Source organism: Flavobacterium sp. HJ-32-4 (genome assembly GCF_022532105.1).
Classification (GTDB): Bacteria; Bacteroidota; Bacteroidia; order Flavobacteriales; family Flavobacteriaceae; genus Flavobacterium.
This window is the reverse complement of the sequence record NZ_CP092832.1, coordinates 3,160,478-3,186,664: the sequence shown is the minus strand read 5'-3', so window position 1 is coordinate 3,186,664 and position 26,187 is coordinate 3,160,478. Positions and strand designations below refer to the sequence as shown.

General features: G+C 50.7%; 18 protein-coding genes. 13 read left to right on the top strand and 5 right to left on the bottom strand.

Annotation, left to right across the window (positions count from 1 at the left end; genetic code table 11):
- Positions 1-720 (bottom strand): glycosyltransferase family 2 protein, encoded by a 720-nt coding sequence (locus MKO97_RS13625; protein ID WP_241105532.1) that lies wholly within the window; start codon positions 718-720, stop codon positions 1-3.
- A 67-nt stretch (positions 721-787) separates the two neighbouring features.
- On the opposite strand from MKO97_RS13625, the gene MKO97_RS13620 reads away from it, so the two are divergent.
- Positions 788-2,068 carry a hypothetical protein gene (locus tag MKO97_RS13620; RefSeq protein WP_241103761.1) on the top strand — a complete coding sequence of 427 codons (1,281 nt, stop codon included), beginning with the start codon at positions 788-790 and terminating at the stop codon, positions 2,066-2,068.
- Here MKO97_RS13620 and MKO97_RS13615 read toward each other — a convergent pair.
- Positions 2,019-2,702 carry a cell division ATP-binding protein FtsE gene (locus tag MKO97_RS13615; RefSeq protein WP_241103760.1) on the bottom strand — a complete coding sequence of 228 codons (684 nt, stop codon included), beginning with the start codon at positions 2,700-2,702 and terminating at the stop codon, positions 2,019-2,021. The two genes, MKO97_RS13620 and MKO97_RS13615, sit on opposite strands and share 50 nt — an antisense overlap.
- 428 nt (positions 2,703-3,130) lie before the next feature.
- On the opposite strand from MKO97_RS13615, the gene MKO97_RS13610 reads away from it, so the two are divergent.
- From MKO97_RS13610 to MKO97_RS13560, 11 genes are all read left to right on the top strand, one after another.
- The gene (locus MKO97_RS13610) at positions 3,131-6,148 is read left to right on the top strand and encodes a tetratricopeptide repeat protein (RefSeq protein ID WP_241103759.1); all 3,018 of its coding nucleotides are present in this window, start codon (positions 3,131-3,133) and stop codon (positions 6,146-6,148) included.
- A 17-nt stretch (positions 6,149-6,165) separates the two neighbouring features.
- On the top strand, positions 6,166-7,869 hold the full coding sequence (locus MKO97_RS13605; protein ID WP_241103758.1) for a TonB-dependent receptor: 1,704 nt from the start codon (positions 6,166-6,168) through the stop codon (positions 7,867-7,869).
- 46 nt (positions 7,870-7,915) lie between these two features.
- Positions 7,916-8,365 (top strand): hypothetical protein, encoded by a 450-nt coding sequence (locus MKO97_RS13600; RefSeq protein ID WP_241103757.1) that lies wholly within the window; start codon positions 7,916-7,918, stop codon positions 8,363-8,365.
- A 21-nt stretch (positions 8,366-8,386) separates the two neighbouring features.
- Entirely contained in the window at positions 8,387-9,982 is a 1,596-nt protein-coding gene (locus tag MKO97_RS13595; protein WP_241103756.1) for a hypothetical protein, read from the top strand.
- A 167-nt stretch (positions 9,983-10,149) separates the two neighbouring features.
- Positions 10,150-11,772 carry an asparagine synthase B gene (asnB, locus tag MKO97_RS13590; protein WP_241103755.1) on the top strand — a complete coding sequence of 541 codons (1,623 nt, stop codon included), beginning with the start codon at positions 10,150-10,152 and terminating at the stop codon, positions 11,770-11,772.
- Between the two features lie 202 nt (positions 11,773-11,974).
- Positions 11,975-13,915: a DNA topoisomerase (ATP-hydrolyzing) subunit B gene (gene gyrB / locus MKO97_RS13585; RefSeq protein ID WP_241103754.1), complete on the top strand. Its 1,941-nt coding sequence runs from the start codon at positions 11,975-11,977 to the stop codon at positions 13,913-13,915.
- Complete coding sequence (locus tag MKO97_RS13580; protein WP_241103753.1) at positions 13,908-14,921, top strand: DUF6588 family protein; 1,014 nt, start codon at positions 13,908-13,910, stop codon at positions 14,919-14,921. The genes gyrB and MKO97_RS13580 overlap by 8 nt, the downstream gene beginning before the upstream one ends.
- Before the next feature lie 23 nt (positions 14,922-14,944).
- Positions 14,945-15,880 (top strand): malate dehydrogenase, encoded by a 936-nt coding sequence (locus MKO97_RS13575; protein WP_241103752.1) that lies wholly within the window; start codon positions 14,945-14,947, stop codon positions 15,878-15,880.
- 227 nt (positions 15,881-16,107) lie between these two features.
- Positions 16,108-19,056: a protein translocase subunit SecDF gene (gene secDF / locus MKO97_RS13570; protein WP_241103751.1), complete on the top strand. Its 2,949-nt coding sequence runs from the start codon at positions 16,108-16,110 to the stop codon at positions 19,054-19,056.
- Between the two features lie 109 nt (positions 19,057-19,165).
- The gene (locus tag MKO97_RS13565) at positions 19,166-19,504 is read left to right on the top strand and encodes a PadR family transcriptional regulator (RefSeq protein WP_241103750.1); all 339 of its coding nucleotides are present in this window, start codon (positions 19,166-19,168) and stop codon (positions 19,502-19,504) included.
- On the top strand, positions 19,504-20,613 hold the full coding sequence (locus MKO97_RS13560) for a hypothetical protein (protein WP_241103749.1): 1,110 nt from the start codon (positions 19,504-19,506) through the stop codon (positions 20,611-20,613). Before MKO97_RS13565 ends, MKO97_RS13560 begins: the two co-directional genes overlap by 1 nt.
- 31 nt (positions 20,614-20,644) lie before the next feature.
- Here MKO97_RS13560 and hutF read toward each other — a convergent pair whose 3' ends face one another.
- Genes hutF through MKO97_RS13545 form a run of 3 tightly spaced genes read right to left on the bottom strand, consistent with a single transcriptional unit; the run spans position 20,645 to position 24,242 of the window.
- The gene (gene hutF / locus MKO97_RS13555) at positions 20,645-22,009 is read right to left on the bottom strand and encodes a formimidoylglutamate deiminase (protein ID WP_241103748.1); all 1,365 of its coding nucleotides are present in this window, start codon (positions 22,007-22,009) and stop codon (positions 20,645-20,647) included.
- Positions 22,006-22,800 carry an N-formylglutamate amidohydrolase gene (locus MKO97_RS13550; protein ID WP_241103747.1) on the bottom strand — a complete coding sequence of 265 codons (795 nt, stop codon included), beginning with the start codon at positions 22,798-22,800 and terminating at the stop codon, positions 22,006-22,008. Before MKO97_RS13550 ends, hutF begins: the two co-directional genes overlap by 4 nt.
- Before the next feature lie 11 nt (positions 22,801-22,811).
- Complete coding sequence (locus tag MKO97_RS13545; RefSeq protein WP_241103746.1) at positions 22,812-24,242, bottom strand: glycoside hydrolase family 30 beta sandwich domain-containing protein; 1,431 nt, start codon at positions 24,240-24,242, stop codon at positions 22,812-22,814.
- Between the two features lie 768 nt (positions 24,243-25,010).
- Between MKO97_RS13545 and tgt the strand changes: the two genes are divergently transcribed.
- Positions 25,011-26,141 (top strand): tRNA guanosine(34) transglycosylase Tgt, encoded by a 1,131-nt coding sequence (gene tgt / locus MKO97_RS13540; RefSeq protein WP_241103745.1) that lies wholly within the window; start codon positions 25,011-25,013, stop codon positions 26,139-26,141.
- Positions 26,142-26,187 lie beyond the last annotated feature (46 nt).

Sequence of the window (26,187 nt, the reverse complement as noted above, 5' to 3'; positions counted from 1 at the left end):
TCAGCGGAAAAGACCGTATTTCAGGATGCAGTAGATGGCACGAAGGCCGTCTTTCCAGTTGATTTTTTTGCCTTCTTCATAGGTGCGGCCGTAATACGAAATACCCACTTCGTAAATCCGGACCCTTGGAATTCGGGCGATTTTTTGCGTGACTTCCGGTTCAAAACCGAAGCGCTTTTCCTGTAAATTCAGGCTTTTCAGCATCTGGGCGTCGAAGAGTTTATAACAGGTCTCCATATCCGTCAGGTTGAGGTTAGAGAACATATTCGAAAGAAACGTCAGGAAGCGGTTGCCGATGGTATGCCAGAAAAACAAAATACGATGCGGGCGACCGCCCATAAAACGGGAACCATATACCACATCCGCAAAACCGTCGACCACGGGTTTGAGCAAAATGTTGAATTCCTGCGGATCGTATTCAAGGTCAGCATCCTGGATCACGATATACGCGCCGGTCGCTTCTGCAATACCGGTGTGCAGAGCCGCGCCTTTTCCCTTATTGACCGGGTGCGCAAAATACCGTATCGGCGTATCCGGATTTGTCGCCTGGTACCGCGCGATGGCCTCCGCCGTGTCGTCGGTAGAGCAGTCGTTGACGACAAGGATCTCTTTTTGGAATCCGGCCAGCAGGGTCACATCCCGCACTTTATCCAAAATACGGTGGATGGTGCGCCCCTCGTTATAGGCGGGTATGACGATCGAAAGAGTCGTGTCAGGCATGTAGTACGCTTTCGACAAAGCTACGTTTTCAGCCAAGGCCGCGCAATTATTTGGTTATTTTTGTGCGATGTCGATAAAGGAACTTGCGTCGCGCTACCGATACCCACTGCTCTTGCTGTTGGCAGGTGTGGCGGTTTTGATCGTGTATAATCGGCTGCTCCAACTTGACCAACAAACCTTCTTGTATCCGGATGCCGGCAACTATTTGGAAGCCAGCCGGAACCTGTTTCTGTATCACCGCGGACACCCGTATCGTCCTATCCTGATGGCGTTCCTCAACGGTTTACCGTATCTGTTTGGAGGAGGCGACGCCGCGGTATTGGAGTGGAGTTTTTGGCTGAACGCCGGATGCTGGCTCGCTACGGCTTTGTTGCTATTGCTGCAACTGCGACCTATTCTGGGCGAAAAACGTGCCTTCTGGTGTGCGGGCTGTTTTTTCCTGTTGCCGGGCAGCGCCGTGCTGGCGTTCCACCTGTTGGCCGAGTCCATCTTCACGCTTTGCCTGGTGGGATTTGTGGGCCTGGTACAGTCGTATAAAGCCAGTGGCAACCTGCGGCATCTTGTCTGGGCACTCGCCCTGGTCACCGCCAGTATGTTGGTAAAGCCCGCCAGTATGTTTCTCGCCATTGCCGCTGTTCTATGGTTTGCACCGACATTGTGGAAACTGTGGCGCCGCCGGATCGCATGGCCCTTATACGGGAGTTTCCTCTTGATTGCGATACAAGTAGGCGGCCTGCGGTATGAGTTCGGGAATTACACCATCAGCTACATCGATGGGGTGACACTGCACAATTACCTTTTGTCACGGGCGGTGTGCGAAGCGGAGGGAAAAACGTATTCACAGGAACACAATCCACGCGCCGAGTACTTGTTTTCCCTGACACCAATGGAGCAAAAAAAATTGGCCACCAACGACCTGGAAGAGCAACTCCGGCACCGTTTTCCGTATGTGGTGAAAGCCTATATGGGCAACCTGTCAGACAACACATCCCATGGCGCGTATGCCATCAAAGACTGCCAAAACGAACGACATACTCCGGCGTTTGAGAGAGGGAGAACGATACTGTATACGGTCTCGATATGGCAAAACCGGGTGTTGACGGTGATAGGCTTCACAATCTCGTTACTGGTATTGGTCCGATGGCGACGTTTCCCGTTTTACGTCGTCGTGGCGGCATTTATCGTGGTGTATACGGTGGCCTTATCGGGTATCTCCTGCGGACAAGGCGACCGCTTTATGGTGCCGTTGTATCCGTTTTACCTCCTGTTACTGGCGACCATCTGGAAGTACCGCCGGCTTATACAGTTTTCTGTACGACTTCGAAAAGCGTCCCGTTCTCACACTTAAGCGTTTTAGACGGGAATTTAAGCAACACCGCATAATCGTGTGTCGACATGATGACGGTCTTGCCGCTCTCGTTGATTTTCCGAAGCGTATTGAGTACTTCTACACTCGTTTGCGGGTCGAGGTTTCCGGTCGGTTCGTCTGCCAGGATGATTTCCGGATCGTTGAGCAGGGCCCGGGCAATAGCTACCCGCTGTTGTTCGCCTCCGGATAACTGGTGTGGCATTTTATGTGCCATTCCACGCAGGTCGACTTCGGTCAATACCTCGTCGATTTTCCGTTGCATTTCCTCTTTTTCCTTCCAGCCCGTCGCCTTCAAAACGAACAGCATGTTGTCTTCTACCGAACGGTCGGGCAACAGCTTGAAATCCTGGAAAACGATGCCCAGTTTCCGTCGCAGGAACGGAATATCTTTCTCCTTCATCTTCGAAAGGTTGAACCCTACGATCGAACCGCTGCCTTCTTCAAGCGGCAGGTCGGCATACAGCGTTTTCATGAGGCTGCTCTTCCCGGATCCGGTGCGCCCGATGATGTAGATGAATTCACCCTGTCGAACGGTGAGGTTTACGTCCGATAGGATGGTTTTCTTTTCCTGTAGGATGCTGACGTTTTCGAGGAATAAGACCGTTTCAGGCATGAGGGAGATTTTTGGTAAAAATAGGGTGGATGGGCGCAAAATCCAAATCCTCCGGACCTGTCGGACGATAATAGTTTAAAATAAAGACCGTTACTGCGTTCGAGGGTTATCCACTGTCGATTGTGCATACTAAAGACAGACGGTCCCCCGTTTATGATAGAGGAAATGTTATATTTGAAATTTTGTGTAATGACGAAAACAGATTGTGTTACCCCTCGTTTTGTAGGTCATACAAAAAGGGGATAAAGCATAGATAGAGTATAGATAAAGTATGGATAAAGTATGGATAAAGTATCAAATGGTGACAAATCTGACACTGACGGTAGTGTCCGATAGGTGAATAGACGACGCCTCTCACTCATCCGCTACCGTATGACTATTCCTAAAACGAAACTCCTCATTCCTAATTCTTGAAAAACCACACACAAATGCGCATCCAAACGCGGCTCATCGCCCTGATGGCAGGACTGGCTTCCCTGCCGGTGTTCTCCCAGCAGTCCGCCATCTATTCACCCGACACTAAAGAATTCGACCGCGCCCTCGAGTTGTACCGCGACCAGCAGTACCAGTCGGCGCAACGCCTTTTCGAAAAAGCCCGGGACCAGCACCCTTCCGGGGAAGTAGAGGCCGATTGTGCTTACTATATCGCCAACTGTGCCATCCGACTCGAGCAGCCTGGTGCGGATCGCCTGATGGAAGACTTCGTGGCCAACTATCCCACCAGCTCCAAGCAAAACCAGGCGTTTCGGGAAGTGGCGGAGTATTACTTTGATGCCGGCGATTTCAAGGCCTCCCTCGAATGGTACGACAAAGTAGACGAAAGCACGCTGACCGCCGGTCAAATGGATCGCTATAACTTCCAGAAGGGCTATTCGTATTTCGTTGCCAAAGACAAAAAACAGGCGACGGCCTATCTCAATAAAGTCTCGAACTCCAAAGAATACGGCTCACAGGCCAAGTACTACCTCGGCTTTATGGCCTACGAATCGGATAACTACGAAGAGGCAAGCCGTCAGTTCGAACAGGTGGAGGACCAGCAGAAATACAAAGACAAAATGTCGTATTTCCAGGCCGACATGAGCTTCAAGAAAGGCGACTTCGCGAAAGCCATCGAGCAGGGCAAGACCGCCATGGTGAAATCGACGCCGGCCGAAAAGTCGGAACTCAACAAAATCATCGGCGAGAGTTACTTCAACCAAAAGCAATACGCCGAGGCCATTCCGTATCTGAAGGAATATAAAGGGAAAAAGGGCAAGTGGACGAATACCGATTACTACATCCTCGGATACGCCTACTACCAGCAAAAAGACTACGAAAATGCCATTTCGCAGTTCAATAAAATCATCGACGGGAAAGACGGTGTCGCCCAGAACGCCTACTACCATTTGGGTGACAGCTATATGAAGACCGACCGCAAGCAGCAGGCCCTCAACGCCTTCAAGAATGCATCCGAAATGGATTTTGATGCCAAGATCCAGGAAGATGCCTGGTTGAGCTATGCCAAACTGAGCTATGAGATCGGCAATTCCTACCAACCCATCCCGGATGTGTTGCAGGGGTTCATCGACAAATATCCGGCCAACCCGAACCGTCCGGAAATCGAGAACCTGCTGGTCAATTCCTTCATCACCTCGAAAAACTATAAAGGAGCCCTCGCGCTTCTGGAGAAAAACAAAACGGTTTCCAATAAGGCGGCCTACAAGAAAGTGACGTTTTACCGTGGACTCGAACTCCACACCGATGGTAGTTACCAGGACGCCCTGGCGATGTTCAAGAAGTCGATTGCAACACCCGGCGACGCTAAGTTCACGGCCCGCGCCACCTTCTGGAAAGCCGAAACCGAATACGTGCTTGACCAGTTCGCCGAATCGCTGCTGAGCTTCAAACAATTCCTGCAGTTCGACGAGGCGAAAACGACGCCCGAGTTCAAAAACAGCAGCTACAACCTGGCCTATGCCTATTTCAAACAAAAGGAATACGACCAGGCAGCCGCCAACTTCCAGGCGTATGTCAGCAAACCAACCGACGACAAGGTGCGCCTCAACGACGCCTACCTGCGCCTCGGCGACAGCCAGTTTGTAACGGGTAAATACTGGCCCGCTATGGAGGCGTATAACAAAGCCATCGAAATGAAAGGAATCGATGCCGATTATGCCGCGTTCCAGAAAGCCATCAGCTATGGTTTCGTAGGCCGCAACGAGAAGAAAATCGACGACCTGAACAAATTCATAACCGCCTTTCCGAAATCGCAATACCGCGACGACGCGCTTTTTGAATTGGGCAACACCTACGTCGCCGAAAAGAAAACGACTGAAGCGGTCAAGACCTACGAAAAACTGGCATCGGAATACAAGAACAGTTCGTACGGCGCCAAGGCCATCCTGCGTCAGGGACTCATCTACTACAACGCCGATAACGATGCGCAGGCCCTCGTGAAACTGAAGCAGGTAGCATCCGAATACCCAAATACGCCCGAAGCATTGGAGGCGGTTTCGACTGCACGACTCATCTACGTCGATAACGGCCATGTAGACGAATACGCCGCATGGGTGCGCACCCTGTCGTATGTAGAAGTAAGCGACGCCGAACTCGACAACGACACCTACGAATCGGCCGAAAAACAATATATGCAAAACAACGCCAAGGCGGCCATCTCGGGCTTTTCCGGTTATCTGGCGAAGTTCCCGAACGGATTGCATGCCCTGAACGCCAATTTCTACCTGGCCCAGTTGTATTATGCCGACGGATTGGAAACCAACGCCATCCCGAACTATGAGTTTGTGATAGCGAAACCCCGAAGCGAATTCACCGAACAGGCATTAGCCCGATTGGCCGAGATACACCTGAAGCAAAAGTCCTACGACAAAGCGATTCCGGTGTTGAAACGTTTGGAAGCGGAAGCGGAGTTTCCACAAAACGTCACCTTCGCCCAGGCCAACCTGATGAAGTCGTATTATGAGAAAGATGACTTCGTAAACGCCGTGACCTCGGCCGAGAAAGTACTGGCCAACCCGAAGATGGACGACAAAGTGCGAAGCGATGCACAAATCATCGTGGCCCGTTCGGCCGTGAATTCGGGTGACGAGGCCAAAGCACGGGCGGCGTATGCGAAACTGCTTACCATTGCCAAAGGCGAGGTAGCCGCAGAAGCCCAATACTACGATGCCTTCTACAAAAACAAAGACGGAAAGTTCGAAGCATCCAACGCCTCGGTCGAGAAACTGACGAAGAACTATTCCGGCTACCGGTATTTCTCCGGCAAGGGACTCATCGTCATGGCGAAGAATTTCTATGGCTTGAAAGACAGTTTCAATGCCACGTATATCCTCGACAGCGTCGTGAAGAATTTTACCGACTTCCCGGATGTCATCGCAGAAGCGAAAGCCGAACTCGACCGTATCAAAGCCGAGGAAGCCAAAACCAACGCCTCGATCCAGCAGAACTAACCGCCAAAACCACACACATGACCCTCAGACCTTTTTATATAGTAGCAATGTTGTTAGGCGGAACCGCACTGGTATCCGCCCAGAAGAAAGACGAGAACATCGGCACGGAAGTCGTAAACGTCGTCAAGCCCTATACCCCCACCATTTCAGATGCGTTCAAAGTGAAGGAAACCCCAGTGCTCGACGACGAGGAAACGACCGACAAAGAGGAAATCAAGTACCAGATTTTCTCGTTCCCCGTAGCCTCGACCTTTACACCCGCCAAAGGGCGCGCCGCGTCTGTTGACAAAGAAGAAAAAGCGCGCCTGTTTGCCAACTACCTGACGCTTGGTTTCGGCAATTATTCCAATGCCAATGCTGAATTGTTTGTCAACCACGCAATCGATGATAATAGTTATGTAGGCGGGATGTTACGCCATTTTTCGTCCCAGGGAGGTATCAAAGAAGCGCGTCTGGAAGATAAATTCTCCGATACGTCACTTGACCTCGGGTACGGCTACAATGCCGACAACATGACCTGGAATGTCGACGCGGGTTTCAAGACCAGTACCTATAATTGGTATGGCGTTGACCGCGAACTTGAGAATATCGTGCCCGATTTATATGATACGGTCGATCCCCAACATGCTTTCAACGAACTGTATGCCGGCACCCGCGTGCGGATGAACAGCGGCTTTTTCAAGGAAGCCTCGATTAAGTACGACCGTTTCTGGAGCGATTACGATGCCTCGGAAAATCGCATCGTATTGAAACCGTCGTTTGCGTTCGATATGGGCGAAAGTGCCCTCAAACTCGATCTCGTAGTCGATTACCTGGGCGCTACGACGGCTACCTTCGGTGATTTCGGCTATACGAACTTCGGCGCGAAGCCTTCCTACACGATCCGCCGCAACGACTGGACGATTGATTTGGGTGTCGCGGCCTTCTATAGTGCGGATATGGAGAACACCGACAGCAAATTCGCGCTGTATCCGGCCCTGAACGCCTCGTTGAAGGTGGTGGGCGACCTAATGGTGTTCTATGCCGGGGCTGAAGGCACGATGCAACAGAATACCTACCGCGATTTCGCCGCTGAAAACCCGTTCATCCTGCCCGGAGTGGTGTTGGCACCAACCGATCGGCAGTACGACCTTTTCGCCGGATTGAAAGGGAAATTAGCCAGTACGGTATCGTACAACGTACGCGGTTCATTCCTTAATGAGAAAAACAAGGCACTTTTTGTCCATAGTTCGTTGCTGCCACCCGTAACCATCGATCCTGATCGTGAAGGGTATCAATATGGGAATGCTTTTGCAGTAGACTATAACGACGTGAAGACGTTCCGGTTCTTTGGTGAAATAAAGGCCGAGTTCTCAAAAAGCGTGTCATTCGGACTCAACGGGACGTTCAGCGCCTACGACGCCGACGGATATGACGATGTGCCGAACCTTCCCACTTTGCAACTCGGCACATCACTGGATGTCGACATCACCTCGAAATGGTACGCCGGATTCAAGATTTTCTACACCGGAGAACGCTATGACATCGACAACACCGGCACCAGCGTGTCGCTCGATCCGTATTTCGACGCGAATGCCCACCTGGGTTACCGTCATAATGAGCGCTGGTCGGCTTTCCTGAAACTCAACAACATCGCCAATCAGGCGTATGAAAAATGGTTGTATTATCCGGTGCAATCCTTCCAGGTGATGGCCGGTGCGAATTACAAGTTTGATTTCTGATAAACAATCACCACATTTACAAGGCCGCTTCAAACGGCCTTTTTTTATGGATTTCAGGGAACACGTACTCACACACTATCAGCAACTCGTACAGGATCGCATCGATGCCTTCCGCGATATGATTGACGCCTTGTCGGAAGATTCGCGTAACGACGCCAAAGGGTCGGCCGGCGATAAACACGAAACCGCTTTGTCGATGATGCACATCGAGCAGGAGAAAATCAACCGCAAACTCGCCGAATGTTTAGAGCAGAAGGCCATTCTTGATCGGATACGACAGGCAGGCATTCCAACCCGTGTGGCGTTGGGCAGCATCGTAAAGGTAAACGGTCTCTATCTTTTTATCGCCTGTGCATTGCCCAAAATACGGATTGGGAACCTGAACGTCATGGCTGTTTCGCCTTCGGCACCGCTCGCGAGCTGGCTCATGGGGAAGGATCCAAACTACACTTTTGAATTTAATGGCCAGGCGTATACTATAGAGGAGATAATATAGTTAATACGTAAAATGCTGTATATGAAAGCGATTTCTCTCCTTTTCGTGTTTTTATTATCGGTCAACCCACTATCTGCCCAGGAAGGTGAGTTCCAGACGTATGACAATGGACTGATTTATTCTCCGCAGGCAATTTCAAAGCTGCAGCACATCGTCGACTCACTGAATCTCAAGTATAAGTCCTGTGTCGCATACCCCTCTTTCAAAGGCATACGGCAGGGGCGTGCCGACTTTTTTTCAATTACCGGGAAGCAGGCGGAGCGGGCATTGAAACGATTGCAGTCCGGTAGTACCTTTGATCGGCTATTGTCTGAGTTTCCAAGTGCCTCCCCCGAGCCCAATGTGTTGGTTACAATCGGTGTGAGAGAATCGGATGAAGGAAATCGTAGGTTCATTTATTCAATGGATCTCGGTAAGAAAGGTGGCAATAAAATAGAGGCCGACGATGAAGGAGTCGTCTTTCCTGAAGGAGACCTTACCGGAAAATGGATTTGGGAATATCACGAGAAAACCAGTTACTCCGACGAAAGGCTCGATGCCTTTTATTTGAAGAAAGACTGCGTGAGCAGGCCGCTTCCGGCGCGCTACGCGGCCATGGTGGCGTATTCCGACTGTCTCGTTGATACCACCGCGCAGGTTTTCCTGAAAACGGCGCAAGAACGCTACTTTTATTCCGATTCTTCGGCAGTGAAAGTGATGGCATGCCTTGATTACATCCGGACTGTCTTGAAACGCCCTGAATATGAGGCTCGTCCATTTGCCGTCGATACCCTGGCACTTGCTGTTGAAATCGAAGGAAAAAAGATGTCAAGAAAACAGCGGAAGAAAATGGAGAGGCAGCTAAAGGCAGCCATGGAGGAAAGCAAGGAGTCCGAGAGCGAGCAAATGGCGTTTTTTAACCGTTTAGAGGATTGGGAGCGTAAAAAATATGGTCGAATCGATTCGCTGATGCAATACGATCCGAAATTCAAACCCTTATATGAAGAAGCAGTTGCTGAGATGATGGCACGCCGCGTCGGAAACGGTGAGTTAGAAGTCCTGATGGTACGATACGGCCGACCCGAAGAGGCACTGTTTCTCAAAAGAAACCGGATTGTCGTGGGTGGCTGCAGTATGGATCAAGGACCGAGAGTCCATGCGATGAATATCGCGCAATTGTCGGCCGAAACCACAAAGTGGGAAGTGTTCCTTCGGTCACACCTTGATATCATGAACGACAATGTATCCCGCGTAAGCGATGGCAGTTGGGCGTGGGAAGGCCGACAGACGTATATAAAAGAGCTGGAGGTACTGGATATAGACGTCCCCACCCTGCTATTGGGGGTTGCGCTTCGGGTCGAAGATCCGGCATCCAACCACTATTTTGGAAATATTTCCCGCCTCGGACGTGCCATTTCCGAAAGCAAGGACAAAACGGTGTTCGAGGAACGTATGAAGACGATGATGGCCGACGCCGACCTTGATGAGTGTAACAGGGTGCTTATGTATTATCTATATTGTAACTACGTCCATGCGCTTAGGGGAACCAAAAAAGACCAAACGGACGTACAGATTGAAAGCGCCCGCCAGCTATTGCCCGCGGATATTGCGATGATGCTGCGGACGTCTGCCCGGTAGAAATTACAGTCCGTAAGTGATAATGGCTTAAATCACGTATGTAGATTTCGATTTATAATAAATAACCTTTATTTAGTGTATAATTTATATCTAAAAGTTATATATAGTTTTGAATCGTAACTAAACCCTGCAAATTTGCTTCAACGAAAAAGTAATAGCGAATTAGTATGTGTGGGATTTTAGCCATTATTGGAAAAGGAAAGAACGAAGAACTGGTACGGCAGCTTTCAAAAAGGATGTCGCACCGCGGACCGGATGAAAGCGATCTCCACATTACCGAAAATGGCCATATACTGAGCCACGAGCGCCTGTCGATCATCGATCTTCATTCAGGACGTCAGCCCATCAAAGGTTGCAAGTCGGCCTGGATGGTGCACAACGGCGAAATCTACAATCACCAGGAACTGCGGGATACGATCCTGAAAGACCATACCTTCCGCTCGAAGTCGGATTCAGAGGTCATCGTGCACCTCTATGAGAAGTTCGGCTATGACTTCGTACACATGCTGGACGGCGACTTCGCCTTTGTCGTAATCGATGGAGACGATTTCATCGCCGGCCGCGACCCGATGGGGGTGAAGCCTTTGTATTACGGACTCGACGAGCGCGGTCGCGTGTGGTTTGCGTCGGAAATGAAACCGTTAGCCGACCAGTGCCGTACGTTTTCGACCTTCCCGCCCGGACATTACTATACACCAAAAACCGGTTTTGTAAAATACTACCGCCCGGAATACGAAGACTATCGCACGGCGGTAGCCGATGCCAACCTCGACCTTATTCGCGAGACCCTGACCGAGGCAACGCGCAAACGACTCATGAGCGACGTGCCGATTGGCGTATTGTTGTCGGGCGGACTCGACTCATCCCTCACTTCTTCCATTGCCGCGCGGTTGTTGAAAGAACAGGGAAAGACGTTGCATTCGTTCTCTATCGGACTCGACCCGGAGGCGCCTGACGCGAAAGCGGCCCGTAAGGTAGCGGCCTTCCTCGGAACCGAACACCATGAAATCCATTTCACGATCGAGCAGGGCATTGACATCCTGGATAAACTTATCTGGCATCTTGAAACCTACGACGTGACCTCCGTGCGGGCGAGTACACCCATGTACTTCCTGGCCAAAGCCATCACCGAAAAAGGCATCAAAGTCGTGCTTTCAGGCGAAGGCGCAGACGAAGTGTTCGGTGGCTACCTCTATTTCCGTAATGCCCCAACGGCCGATGATTTCCAGAAAGAAACGATCGAACGCGTACAGAAGCTGTTCACCGCCGACCTGCTACGGGCCGATAAGTCGACCATGGCACACGGACTCGAAGCGCGGGTGCCGTTCCTTGATAAAGCGTTCCTCGATGTCGCGATGGCTATCCGTCCGGAAGAAAAACAGCCTAAAACCTATGACGGTGTCGAAAAATGCATACTGCGGAAAGCCTTCGATACCCCTGAGCAGCCCTATCTTCCCGATGAAGTATTGTGGCGCCAGAAAGAACAGTTCTCCGATGGCGTGGGCTATAGTTGGATCGATACCCTAATCGAATTCGCGGCTTCACAAGTAACGGATGCGGAATTCGAAAAGGCATCCGAGTTGTTTCCGTATAACACGCCGACCACGAAAGAAGCGTTCTACTACCGCCGGATCTTCCACAAGCACTTTCCACAAGTCAGTGCCGCGCAGACCGTCCGGAAATGGATACCAAAATGGCAGGAGAACACCGACCCGAGCGGACGGGCAAATGCCGCTCATATCCAGGCAGATACGAATATCGCCAAATCGATTATCGCGGAGGGAGTTTAGTGTAGTTATATAGTTTGTTTGTAAGCGGGCGCCGGTTTTTCCGGCGCTTGTCTTTTTCCGACGCGAGCACCCGAAAACACAGCCGGCATCCACAAAAAATGTTAATAACTTCTTGCTTTAAATAAGCGCGTTTACGGCGGTTTCGGGGTCTGTTTTGCTATATTTGTTCGGTGAATGAAAAAAAGCCATTCAGAAGCAAAATATGAGCGAAGAAATCAATAAAAATAACTATTCCGCCGACAGCATTCAGGCACTTGAGGGAATGGAGCACGTTCGGATGCGTCCCTCGATGTATATTGGTGACGTCGGTGTGCGCGGTCTCCACCACCTCGTTTATGAGGTCGTCGACAACTCGATCGACGAAGCGATGGGCGGGCATTGCGATACCATAGGTGTTACCATAAACGAAGACGGATCGGTCACGGTAGAAGACAATGGCCGTGGTATCCCGGTCGATATCCATAAAAAAGAAGGTGTTTCCGCACTTGAGGTCGTCATGACCAAAATCGGTGCCGGTGGTAAGTTCGACAAGGATTCCTATAAGGTATCCGGAGGTCTGCACGGGGTAGGGGTTTCCGTAGTGAACGCCCTTTCCGAGCGCATGAAATCGACGGTCTTCCGCGAAGGAAAAATCTACGAACAGGAATACGAGCGCGGAAAGTCGCTCTATCCGGTAAAGGTCGTAGGGGAAACCGAAAAGCGGGGTACACGCCAGACGTTCTATCCGGATAGCCAGATTTTCCAGCAAACCCTCGAGTTTTCCTACGATACGCTGGCCGCCCGTATGCGCGAGCTTTCTTTCCTTAATAAAGGAGTAACGATCACGTTTACGGACCGTCGCGAAACCGATGAGAAAGGAGAATTTCGTTCGGAGACGTTCTATTCGACCGAAGGACTCAAGGAATACATCCGCTACCTCGATGGAAACCGCGAGCCGCTGATCGCCAGTGTGATTTCGATGGAGAACGAGAAGAGCGAAATTCCGGTTGAAGTCGCACTTATATATAATACGAGTTATACCGAGAACATTTTCTCGTACGTCAATAACATCAACACCCATGAAGGAGGTACCCATTTACAGGGCTTCCGTATGGGACTTACCCGTACCCTCAAGAAATACGCCGACTCATCGGGCCTGCTCGATAAATTGAAGTTTGAGATTTCAGGGGACGATTTCCGTGAAGGACTTACGGCCATCATTTCCGTTAAAGTCGCGGAACCACAGTTCGAGGGCCAGACCAAAACGAAACTCGGTAACCGCGAGGTGGTGTCGCCGGTCAGCCAAGCGGTATCGGAAATGCTCGAGAACTACCTGGAAGAAAACCCGAACGATGCCAAAATCATCGTCCAGAAAGTCATCCTGGCGGCACAGGCACGTCACGCAGCGAAGAAAGCCCGCGAAATGGTCCAGCGTAAAAGTGTCATGGGCGGCGGCGGACTTCCGGGCAAACTATCGGATTGCTCCGAACAGGATCCGGAAAAATGCGAAATCTTCCTCGTCGAGGGTGACTCGGCAGGCGGAACGGCCAAACAGGGTCGTGACCGGGCGTTCCAGGCGATCCTGCCACTGAGGGGTAAGATCCTGAACGTAGAAAAAGCGATGCACCACAAGGTTTTCGAAAATGAGGAAATCCGGAACATTTTCACCGCACTCGGCGTAACCGTCGGTACCGCTGATGATTCGAAAGCCCTCAACCTTGAAAAACTGCGCTACCATAAGGTCATCATCATGTGTGATGCCGACGTCGACGGAAGCCACATCTCTACCTTAATCCTGACGTTCTTCTTCCGCTTTATGAAGGAATTGATTGAGGAAGGACACGTATATATTGCCGCACCACCGTTGTATCTCGTAAAAAAAGGTGCCAAGAAGGAATACGCCTGGAACGACGACCAACGCGACATTGCCAACGAGCGCATGGGAGGCGGGGCCAATATCCAGCGATACAAAGGTCTCGGAGAAATGAACGCCGAGCAGTTGTGGGAAACCACGATGGATCCGAATACCCGTACGTTGCGTCAGGTCACGATCGACAGTCTGGCAGAAGCTGATCGGATCTTCTCAATGCTCATGGGGGATGAAGTACCGCCACGCCGCGAGTTCATCGAAAAGAACGCGGTGTACGCCAAGATCGATGCGTAAACGACGGCTGGTAGGAATCGGGTGCGGAATCGCACTTTTCAGCACGCTGCGGTTGTCGGCCCAATCGACCGACCAAACCATCGCGGAACTGAACAGTATGATCGACGACGCGATTTTCTTTACCGACCGTTACATTACGCCCGCCACCGACGCTATTGCCTACCAGGCAGCAGCGGGTTGGATGACGACACCCAAGAAGGCGAATCGTTGGGATTTTACCCTTGGCGCCAATTTCAATACGTTCTTTGTACCGCAGTCACAACGTCACTTTCTGCTGCAGAATTCCGATCTGTCGTTTTTTACGATTGATGATACGTCGGAAGCGCAGACACCTACCGCACTCGGAGGTGATTCAGTGGTTAATCTAACAGGCTCCCTCAACGGTGAACCGGTTACCCTTGAATCGCCCGAAGGCGTCAACCGTGAAACGATTCTTTATCCGTACCTGCAAGGTAGTCTCGGATTGGGATACGGCACCGAGTTGGTAGCCCGGTATGCGCCGCGCATCGTGCTGAAGCATGTCGATTTCCAGATTTACGGCGTGGGGATCAAGCATAACCTGAGCCAGTATTTTCCGAAACTGGAAGCAAAGAAATGGCATTTGGCCGCACTGGCCCTTTATTCAAAGGAAGATGTGACCGTGGAATTTCTCGATGTCATTACGTCTTTTGGGAACCTTGGTCTCAATGGTTTGCATAGCGATGTCAACAGTTGGCAGGTGCAGTTAGGAGGCTCGAAAGAGTGGGGGAAGTGGGAACTTTCCGCTTCTGTTATCGGCAATAGCAGCCACTTCAAATATGATGTGCGTGGCGAGCGGGGTCAGATTGAGGATATCCTTCCGCTGCACGACATCCTGAATAAAGAACTTGAGTCAATATATAAAACCCAGTTCAACCTGTTTGGGGAAGTGGCCGGTCGTTACGATCTTGGTCCGGTTTTCCTACAGGGCTTTGTGGGTTTTGGCAAATATGTCAATACCAACCTTTCGCTACAATATCAATTCTGAATAACAACTTAATCCATACTATCATGAAAGTTACCATAGTAGGCGCTGGAAACGTAGGAGCATCCTGTGCCGACGTGATTTCCTATCGCGGTATCGCGAGCGAAGTCGTACTGCTTGACATTAAAGAAGGCTTTGCGGAAGGCAAGGCCATGGACATCATGCAATGCGCCACCAATACCGGTTTCAACACCGTATTGACCGGCGTTACCAACGACTATGCCGCAACGGCAGGCAGCGATGTGGTGGTCATAACCTCCGGAATTCCGCGTAAACCTGGTATGACCCGTGAGGAACTAATTGGCATCAACGCCGGTATCGTGAAATCGGTGGCCGAGAACGTACTTGCGCATTCCCCGAACGCGATCATCGTAGTGGTTTCCAATCCGATGGACACCATGACGTACCTGACCCTGAAAGCAACAGGCCTTCCGAAGAACCGTATTATCGGTATGGGCGGTGCGCTTGACAGTTCGCGTTTCCGTTACTACCTGTCAAAAGCCCTTAACAAGCCGGCAAACGATGTATCGGCAATGGTAATCGGCGGACACGGTGATACGACCATGATTCCGTTGACGCGTCTGGCTTCCTATAACGGTATTCCGGTTTCGCAGTTCCTTTCAGCGGAAGAGCTTGAGAAAGTGGCAGCCGATACGATGGTAGGTGGCGCGACGCTGACCAAGTTACTGGGTACTTCGGCCTGGTATGCACCAGGTGCATCGGTGGCGTACCTGGTAGACAGCATCCTGAACGATCAGAAGAAAATGATTGCCTGTTCTGTGTTCCTCGAAGGCGAGTACGGACAACAAGACATTTGTATCGGTGTTCCTTGTATCATTGGAAAGAATGGTATCGAGGAAATCCTTGCGATTGAACTTGACGATAAAGAAAAAGAGCTCTTCGCGAAAAGTGCCGACGCCGTCCGTGGTATGAACGGCGACCTGAAAGCGGTATTGAGCTAAAACAGATCCAACGCACCCGAAAAAGACTGTGCTTTCAAAGCCAGTCTTTTTTGTGTGTGCGGAAAATAAAATTGGTTAATCCTGAGGTTAATTATATATTTGCCTGTTTTAAAAAAAACGCCTGAAATACAAATCTGGCGGGTTTTTTGAAAATTTTTTACGAAACCAAACAAATTGAAAAAGCGCATTTGATTTTGCGCAATGAAAATCAATAAACATTACGAATAATGCAGAACAAGGGACTCATTAAATTTTTTGCCATTTTGTTCGGACTGGTGAGTATTTACCAGTTGTCGTTCACGTTCATCGCCGACGGTGTCGAGCAGGAGGCCAAAGAATTTGCCAAAGGAGACAGTGCTAAGGAGATTGAATTCCTGAACAAGAAGAAAAAAGAAGAGGTTTTCCTGAATTACACCTATGAAGATGTTGCGAAGCGCAAGATCAACAAAGGACTTGACCTCGAGGGCGGTATCAACGTCATCCTCGAGATTTCGGTAAAGGACATCCTTCTGGGGCTTTCGAACAACTCGAAAAACCCATCCTTCCTCAAGGCTCTTGAAACTGCAGAGAAAGACAAACAAGGAAACGAAAGTTACCTCGATGCGTTTTTCCGTGCATTTGAGGCTAACAACGGAGGGACAAGATTGAGTTCGCCGGATCTCTTCGCCAACCGTAACCTTGAGAAGGTCAATACGTCAATGAGCGATGCGGAAGTGCAGAAAGTGCTTCGTGAGAAGGTAGACGAATCGGTAAACAGTGCCTTTGAGGTACTGAACAAACGTATCGACAAGTTCGGTGTCGTGCAACCGAACATCCAGCGTCTGGGGAATTCCGGTCGTATTCTCGTGGAACTTCCAGGTGCAAAAGACGTAAACCGTATCAACGCACTCCTCAGCCAAACGGCACAATTGGAGTTCTGGATGACCTATACCGCTAATGACGTTTATCCGTTCCTTATCAAAGCCAACGACATCGTAAAGGCGAAACTGAAAGGTGGCGCTGATAAGCCTGCTGATTCACTCGCAGCCAAATTGGCGAGCGATGACGAAAAGGCGAAGAAAGACCTGAAAAAAGAACCGATTCTGGGTAAAGTAATCGGCGGCGGTGGCGGACCGATCGTAGCAAAATTCAACATCAATGATACGGCGACTGTCGGAGGATATCTCCGCAGCCCTGAAGTACGTGCCGCGTTGCCAGGTAACCTGCGCTATGCCAAGTTTGTATGGGGTAAAAGCGAGCCTATCATTGATGAGAAAACCAAAAAAGAAACAGGTGAATCAGCCGATTTGTACGCGCTTCGCGGTAACAAGGTTGATGAAGCGCCACTGAGCGGTGGTGTTATCATCGAAGCCCGTGACGATTTCGACCAAATGGGCCGTCCTTCGGTATCCATGCAGATGAATACGACCGGTGCCCGCGTTTGGGAACAGATGACAGGAGAGGCACACCGTACACAAGGCTTCATCGCTATCGTGCTCGACAACGTCGTATATTCTGCACCAGGTGTTACTACAGGTGCTATCTCGGGTGGAAGCTCGATCATCACTGGAAAGTTCAGCGTAACAGAGACAAAAGACCTTGCGAACGTGCTGCGTGCGGGTAAACTTCCTGCATCCGCTGAGATTGTACAGTCACAGGTGGTAGGACCTTCATTGGGTCAGGAAGCAATCGACAACGGTATCACTTCGTCTATCATAGGTCTTCTTCTCGTATCACTCTGGATGATCGTCTACTACGGTCGTGCAGGTCTTTACGCGAACATCGCGCTTGCCGTGAACCTCTTGTTCCTGTTTGGTGTGATGGTAAACTTCGGTTTCGTATTGACCCTTCCAGGTATCGCGGGTATCGTATTGACAATGGGTACTGCGGTTGACGCCAACATCATCATCTATGAACGGGCGAAGGAAGAACTTCGTTCCGGTAAATCGCTGGAGGACGCCATCAAGACGTCGTTCGGTTGGAAAGGTGCGATGCGTTCGATCATCGACGCGAACGTAACCCACATCCTGACAGGTATCGTACTCGTTACGTTTGGTACAGGACCTATCAAAGGATTCGCGATCACACTCCTTATCGGTATCGTGACATCGCTTTATACCTCTATCTTCATCTCCCGTATCTTCCTGGACCGCGATGCTGCCCGAGGCCGTAAGCTGACGTTCGTAACGAATATGTCGAAGAACTGGTTTACGAAGTTCAACTTTGACTTCCTACGTATCAAGAAGTGGACGTATGCTTTCTCAGCAGTTGTTACCATCGTTTGTATCGTATCGTTGATGACACACGGACTCAACCAAAGCGTGGAATTCGTGGGTGGACGTACGTATCAGGTTCGTTTTGACCAGAATGTAAGTCCGGATGAAGTCCGCGATGAGCTGATTGCAGTCTTCGGAAGTGCCGAGGTGAAAAAATTCGGTTCCGACAACCAGATCAAAGTCGTGACCAAATACGGTATGGACCAAACGGGTAATACCCTGAAACTTGACGAGAAAATCACCCATATGTTGTATGACGCGGTGAAAAAGCACTTCGTGAAAGATATGGGGTATGAGAACTTCGTGAACATTTACGACGGTAAAACAGCCGGTATCCTTGACTCCTATAAGGTAACCGCAGATCGTGCAAAAGATATCAAGACGAATGCATTCTGGGCCGTTATTGGTGCAATGGCCATCGTGTTCATCTACCTCTTCGTGAGTTTCCGTAAGTGGCAGTACAGCCTTGGTGCGATTGCAGCCGTAGCCCACGACGTAATCTTCGTATTGGGTCTTTATTCGCTCCTGTGGAAGTATATGCCATTCGGTATGGAAATCGACCAGCACTTTATTGCGGCCATCCTTACGGTAATCGGTTACTCGATGAACGATACGGTGATCGTATTTGACAGGGTGCGCGAATACCTTGGAGGTAAAACAAAAGGTTCTTTCAACCATATCGTAAACCAGTCGATCAACTCCACCATGTCACGTACGCTTAACACCTCGTTGAGTATGATTTTCGTGTTGGTGATTATGTTTATCTTCGGCGGTGAATCCATCCGTGGCTTTATCTTCGCGATGTTGATTGGTATCGTCGTAGGTACGTACTCGTCTCTTTTCATCGCAACACCAGTGCTTTGCGACACCATTCCGGATTCAGAGCACAAGCGTATCGAAGAAGAGCACAACAAAGAATAAGGTATTTTTTCTTATACCAAACCCGGGAGCTTCCCGGGTTTTTTTATTTTTCTTTTTAAATACATAATAAACTTATGTATATTTGTGTTAGGTATATAAATCGACTAGTATGTTTTCATCAGAATTGATTAAAGGAACGCTCAAGACCATCGTGCTAAAGCAGTTGGAGGTGAAAGGGCGGATGTATGGATACGAAATCACCCAACGCGTGAAGGAACTCAGCGGTGACCGCATCCACATAACGGAAGGGGCATTGTATCCGACGCTGCATGCACTGGAAGCCGACGGGTTGGTGACGGTGGAGACGGAGTTTATCGGAAAACGCGTCCGCAAATACTATTCCCTCAGTCCGAAGGGTTCATCCCGTATTTCCGAAAAGGTATCCGAGTTGACCGAGTTCTTCGAGACCATGCAGTTTTTACTTGACATAAAGCCCCAAACGGCCTGATGTATACCCTCAGCGAACATCAGATAGCGTTCATAGCCGATGACATACGTGCACGTGGCATCGAGCGGGTCAGCCTGCAGCACGACCTATTGGACCATGTTTGTTGTATCATCGAGGATACCTTCGATGGGAAGGATGACTTCGAAGGCTTCTATCGACGTACCATCGCCTCTTTTTACGAAAAGGAGTTGGGTGAGATCGAGGAAGAGACCATCCGATTGCTAACTTTTAAGAATTATTACGTCATGAAAAAAATAATGTTGGGAAGCGGCACCGCGTCGGTGTCTTTCCTTATTGCCGGAACCGTATTGAAGTTCCTGCACCTGCCCGGCGCCGCGATTTTCCTCACACTGGGGGTCGTGCTGCTAAGTTTCCTTTTCTTACCCCTCCTTTTTGTGTTGAAAGTAAAGGAGAAAGCCGCTACCGCCGACAAAATTGTATTGTTGGTTGGCATGTTCTGTTCGATCCTGGTGACGTTAGGTATTTTGTTTAAGATGCAACACTGGCCGGGCGCCAATGCTATGGTGATAGGATCACTGGCCGTTCTGCTATTGGTTTTCCTGCCGCTTTACTTTTATGCCGGAATCCGACGGGCCGAACGCAAACTGAACACGATAGTAACGTCTATGTTGATAGTGTCCGGTGCCGGATTACTGCTGATGTTGATTCGTACACCCACCGCCTCGCAGGAACTCTTTGTAGCCAAAACCCACGCGTTCGTAAGGGAAGAGCAGTTGGTATCGCGGTTACGGGCGGCCACCTGGCTTGACGGTCCGGCTGAAGTCGTATTCCAAAAGTGCCAGGCCCTGAAAGCGCAGTTCATCGCGGAACAAACAGGTATGCCTACCATTCCGCCCGATTTTGAAAAGTCTGGATTTGTGTTGCAGGACGGCTCCGTGGGTGACTACATCCATTCGCACACTGCGCAGGTAGATGCAGTGCGTAAAGCAGTCGAAAAGTACAATGCCACTGCTTCCGCCTGTTGCCAGATTTCACTTGATTACACCCTTTTTGATACGCCCCAACGGCAGTTAACCGAGGCATTGGCCGATCTCTCGTCTATTCAGATTTCGGTGCTGACCGCCGACAGGACTACGGCCATGAAATAAAAAAAGGCGCCTCTCGGGGCGCCTTCTATTTTTACCGTAATCGTAACTCGCGAAGCGTCGACACGAATCGTTCCTGTATGCCCCCGTCGGGGTGCTGCCCATCACGGGTAATCCATTTTCCGGAGACTATTGTTCCCATTATGTCAGAGGCGTCCGACGTATACACGAAGGTGTTGCATCGGTTCTGTACACTTGCTGTTGCGATAAGTGGGGTATTGGCTTTCATCACGACGGCATCGAATGGTGATCCCACGGCGAAAAAGTGTTCGGATGGCTCTCCCATGGCGCGTCGGCCTGATTCCCACGCCATGCGGAGTGCGTTGAAACCACTGTCGCCTTTTCCCGGACGAAAATAGGTCGTCCGCTTATGCGTCGAAAGCCGCTGACCGTAATCGAGTAGCCGTAGTTCCTCAAACGGGTTGAGTCCAACGTGACTGTCAGTACCAATACTCCAGCGCCCACCTGCTGCGGCGAAGTCGGCATAACGGAACAGGCCATCGCCGAGATTGCCTTCCGTTGACGGACAAATGACCACATGGGCACCACTTTTCGCGATACCATTGACTTCCGCATCATCCAAATGGGTGGCGTGAACGAGGTGGAACTGCTCGTTGACTGCACAATGGTCGAGCAACCATTGTACGGGCCGTTTTCCGAGGAATACGATACTATCTTCTATTTCCTTTAATTGCTCCGATACGTGAATGTGGAACGGTCGCGAAGCATCCATCCCACGGGTCACTGCCACGATGTCCTCCGGTTTCACCGCCCGAAGCGAGTGGATGCCGGTTCCATATCGCGCGCCCTCATAATGACGACACGCTGCTGCCGTCGCTTCCAACAGTCTTCCATAATCGTCGGAGGTGGTGGAGATGAACCGTTTCTGTTTTTCCAGGGGTGCCATCCCAAAGCCACCCTGTTGGTAAAACATCGGCACAAGGGTAATACGGATGCCTGCTTTTTGTGCGGCTGCAATCAATCGACTGCCCATTTCAGCCAGGTTGTCGTAACGACGGCCCTCGCGATCGTGGTGTACATAATGGAACTCAGCCACCGCGGTATAGCCATGTCGTGCCATTTCAGCGTACAACATAGTCGCCACAGCCTCCATTTGGTCAGGATCGAGTGTTAGGGCCAGGTTGTACATCGCCGTCCGCCAACTCCAGAAATCGTCGGGTATACCGTCGCCTTCGTGTAATTCGGCCAATCCGGCCATGGCATATTGGAAGGCGTGGGAATGCGCGTTTTGGAAACCCGGAAGGGCACATCCTGCAATGGAATCGCCATCGCCCCCGGTTGTGATCGATTGGATGATGCCTTTTTCGTCAAGGCGCACGCAGGCGTCGTCAAGCCATCCGTTTTCTGTGAGAAGTCCCTTGAACCGATAGGTCGTCATGCGAGTTCTGTTATCAAAGATTCAAATACGCGTACCAACAATTGCCGAATCCGGGCCGCGCGTTCCGGATGCCATTCCATTTCGGTGTCATCCATATAATTGGTTTTGGCCATTTCCAGTTGAAGCGCATGCACACCGTAGTCAGGTTGGCCAAAGAAACGCGTGATATATCCACCTTTAAAAGGGGTGTTGTGTTCGAGTTCGTATCCGCTGCGTTGCAGCGCATCGTAGGCCGCAGCGATGACGGATGACCCCGCCGATGTCCTATCGTTGTCGCCCAGTATCAGGTCGGGAAAGGGCACCTCCTGTATTCCGGGCACTACTTTCCGAATGGAATGCGCGTCGAACAAGAGTACCTTCCCGTGTCGCGCTTTCAAATCCTCCAGTAACTCACCCACTTTCTGGTGGTAAGGTGCGTAAAATTCCGATACACGGCGTTCGATCTCGGCCTGGTCGGGTTCCGTTCCCTCATAGAGGCGGCGTCCGTTGAAATCGGTGAGGGGCACCAAGCCCGTAATCACACGGCCGTCATTGTAAAGCGGGACGCTTTTAGGGTCGCGGTTGAGGTCAATGACCCACCGACAGTAATGCGCGGTAATGAACGTAATGCCCATTGAGGGGGCAAAGTCGTAGAGTCGGTCAATAAACCAATCGGCGTCGTCGGGTCGTGCCGCCATTTCAGGATAGAGCCTCCGGCGGATGTCGTCGGGAAAGGCCACGCCCGAGTGGGGCGAACTGATGACGATAGGCACCTCGGGTGCGGTGGGGTAGTGGATGTCGTAAACGGCCATACTACATTAATTTAGGGAAGGATAAACGTACCGACGGCTCCGGCGCCCAGGTAGGCGGCATAGGCCCGTCCGTTTGCGGCGATCGAAAAGCCCTTCCCAACAGTCGACGTGTTAACGACAATCACCACTTTTTTGCCGTCTGGTGTCAGGAAAGCGACGTTTGGAAGGCCTTCTATGAGGTTACTTTCGATGCGCTTTGATCCGCGTCGGACGAATTTCGCGGCATGTGCCAGGTGATAATAGGCGACGTTTCGTTTCACGTTATCTCCGTCGAGGGTAATGGCGCCCATACACGACGTGCACCCTCCGTCATCGGTATGTGGGTTATACTGTGGGTCGGAGGCCAGGTTCCATTGCAGCACCATCCGGCTCCAGTTTCGGGAGGCGCCGATGGTCAGGTTCTCGACATTCCATTTAAGGTCGTTCGGGAAATCGCCCGGACCTCCTGTCCACTGTTCCGTGAAATAGAGGTTTCGGTCGGGATGTGCGTCGTGAACTTTGGTCAGCGCGTCAACAGAGCCGCCATAGAGGTGGAAGGCCGAACCATCGGAAAAGGCCTTGGCGGAAGGATCATCGAGGATGGAAATCGGATAATCCGGGCGGTCGCAGTTGTGGTCGTACAGGATGATTTTAGTTCGGATGCCTGCTTTCGCGAAGGCAGGTCCCAGGTGTTTTGAGACAAAAAGCGCCTGTTGTTTCGCTTCCATATACATACTGGGTGTGTTTCCCGGATGCAACGGCTCGTTCTGGATGGTAATGGCATCAATGGGTAGACCTTCCGCCTCCATAGCCTTGATATACTTCACGAAATACTGTGCGTAGGCTGGAAAGTATTCAGGTTTAAGGCTGCCGCCCTTGGCATACCCGTTGGTTTTCATCCAGGTAGGAGCCGACCAGGGAGAGCCCATCAGGTAGAGGCTGGGGTTGATAGCTTTTATTTTTTTGAGGATTTTGATCAGGCCGGTGCGGCGGTCGTTTTCGATACTGAACTGTTGCAGTTCCGGATCCGTCTGTCCGACGGGCAGATCGTCATATGAAAAGATACGGTCGTCAAGATCGGATGATCCGATGCTCAGCCGCAACACGCTTAATCCGATGTGGTTGCCATCCGTGCCAAAAAGCTCCTGTAAGAGTGCGGCTTGTGCTTCTGGTGACATTCGGCTGATCAGTTGCGCGCTTCCTCCGGTGAGGCAGAGTCCAAACCCATCGATGTCCTGGTAGGTTTTCGAAGCGTCCACGGCAATAGTTGTTTCTGACGGGACTTCCGCTTCACTCAAATCCGGTCGGCGACTGAACAGCACGGATTTATCAGGTGTGGTGAGCCAGAATTCCGCGACGGTTGCTTTTGAGGAAGTTTCAGTTTTGGGTGTGGGGGCGAGTTTTGGCGAGCAGGCGGTAACCAATGTGGTCAGCGCCAAAATGCCGATACGGTATGCTTTCATGTAAATCGGGTTTGCCCGCTAAAGGTACGAAGAAAGGGAGAAATGGGAGGTAGTGGTCGGAGGTCAGTCGCTAGTGGTCAGCATGCCTTACCACTTTTTATTTTTGGACTTTTCACCTACGTAAGCGATGCAAAAGAAAAACGCCGAAACCAAATGCCCGGCGTTTTACTGATTCTGATTGTTTTGATTGATATGTAAAAGACGAGGTGGGTTTTGGTTTGTTACAGTCGTAGTGATTTTTTTTTGGAAAAGTTGATTGTTGATAGTTCATGGTTCATAGTTCATAGTGGAAGGTTCTGTTTTGGAGGTTGACAATTGCCAGTGGAAAGGCATTGTTTACAGGGGCTTATTCTTTGGGACCGAAGAGGTTGCAGAAGTTGACTTGTAGCGTCGAAAAGACCTTCTTATGGCCGGCGAGCTGCTTCCTAAAATTTAACAAAAGGTACGGTTTTTCCGTATGGTCGACTCAGCTGCTTTCGCTAAGGGACGCATCCGCCCCTCCCCTAACGCAAAATACCCCTTCCCGACGACATAGAGGTACGGGAAAACCGCGTCTTTTGTTAAAAAATAAAAAGTTGATAGTTGAGGGTTGAAAGTTCAGAGTTCATGGTTCATGGTTCATGGTTCATGGTTCATGGTTCATGGTTGGTAGCGGAGAGGCTACTAGTTATTTCACACTATCAACTCTTAACCATGACTTTCAACCCTCAACTATCAACTACACCCGTTCCATACCAAATCCCTATCTTTGCGCGTTATTTCCAACGAATGCAATTCGAACTTCTACAGACTGATCCGTTATCGAAAGCGCGCGCGGGCCGCATCACCACCGATCACGGCACCATTGAGACGCCGATCTTCATGCCCGTGGGTACCGTGGCCTCGGTGAAAGGCGTGCACCAACGCGAACTTAAGAACGATATCAACCCCGACATTATCCTCGGTAATACCTATCACCTGTATCTCCGGCCGCAAACGCCGATATTGGAGGCAGCGGGTGGACTCCACAAGTTCATGAACTGGGACCGTAATATCCTGACAGATTCCGGCGGCTACCAGGTCTATTCGCTTTCCTCGAATCGGAAAATCAAGGAAGAAGGGGTGAAATTTAAATCCCACATCGACGGTTCCTATCATGTGTTCACTCCGGAGAATGTCATGGACATACAGCGTTCAATCGGAGCCGACATCATCATGGCGTTTGACGAATGCACACCCTACCCATGCGACTACCGATACGCCCAACGATCGATGCACATGACGCACCGCTGGTTGGAGCGCTGTATCTCGCGACTGGCGGAAACCCCGGTAAAATATGGGTATGAACAGGTGTTGTTTCCCATCGTACAGGGAAGTACTTATAAAGACCTGCGGGCACAGTCGGCTGAGTACATCGCCAATACCCAACAACAGGGGAATGCCATCGGCGGCCTCTCGGTAGGGGAGCCGGCAGAGGAGATGTATGCCATGACAGAAGTCGTGTGCGGCATCCTTCCGGAAGACAAACCCCGTTACCTGATGGGCGTCGGTACACCGATCAATATCCTGGAGAACATTGCCCTCGGCATTGACATGTTCGACTGCGTGATGCCCACCCGAAATGCCCGCAACGGCATGTTGTTTACGGCGCACGGGACGATCAACATCAAGAACCGCAAATGGGCTGACGATTTTTCACCGGTCGACGAAATGGGGCACACCTTTGTCGATACCGAGTATACCAAGGCGTACCTGCGTCACTTGTTCGTAGCAGACGAATACCTGGGTAAGCAGATTGCCACCATCCACAACCTTGGATTTTATTTATGGTTGGTGCGGGAGGCCAGAAAGCATATCTTAGCAGGAGACTTCCGGGGATGGAAAGACAAAATGGTCAAACAAATGGACAAACGATTGTAGCAGGGGTGGAGGGATTCCGGATACCGGGGTCATCTACCTGGAAGAC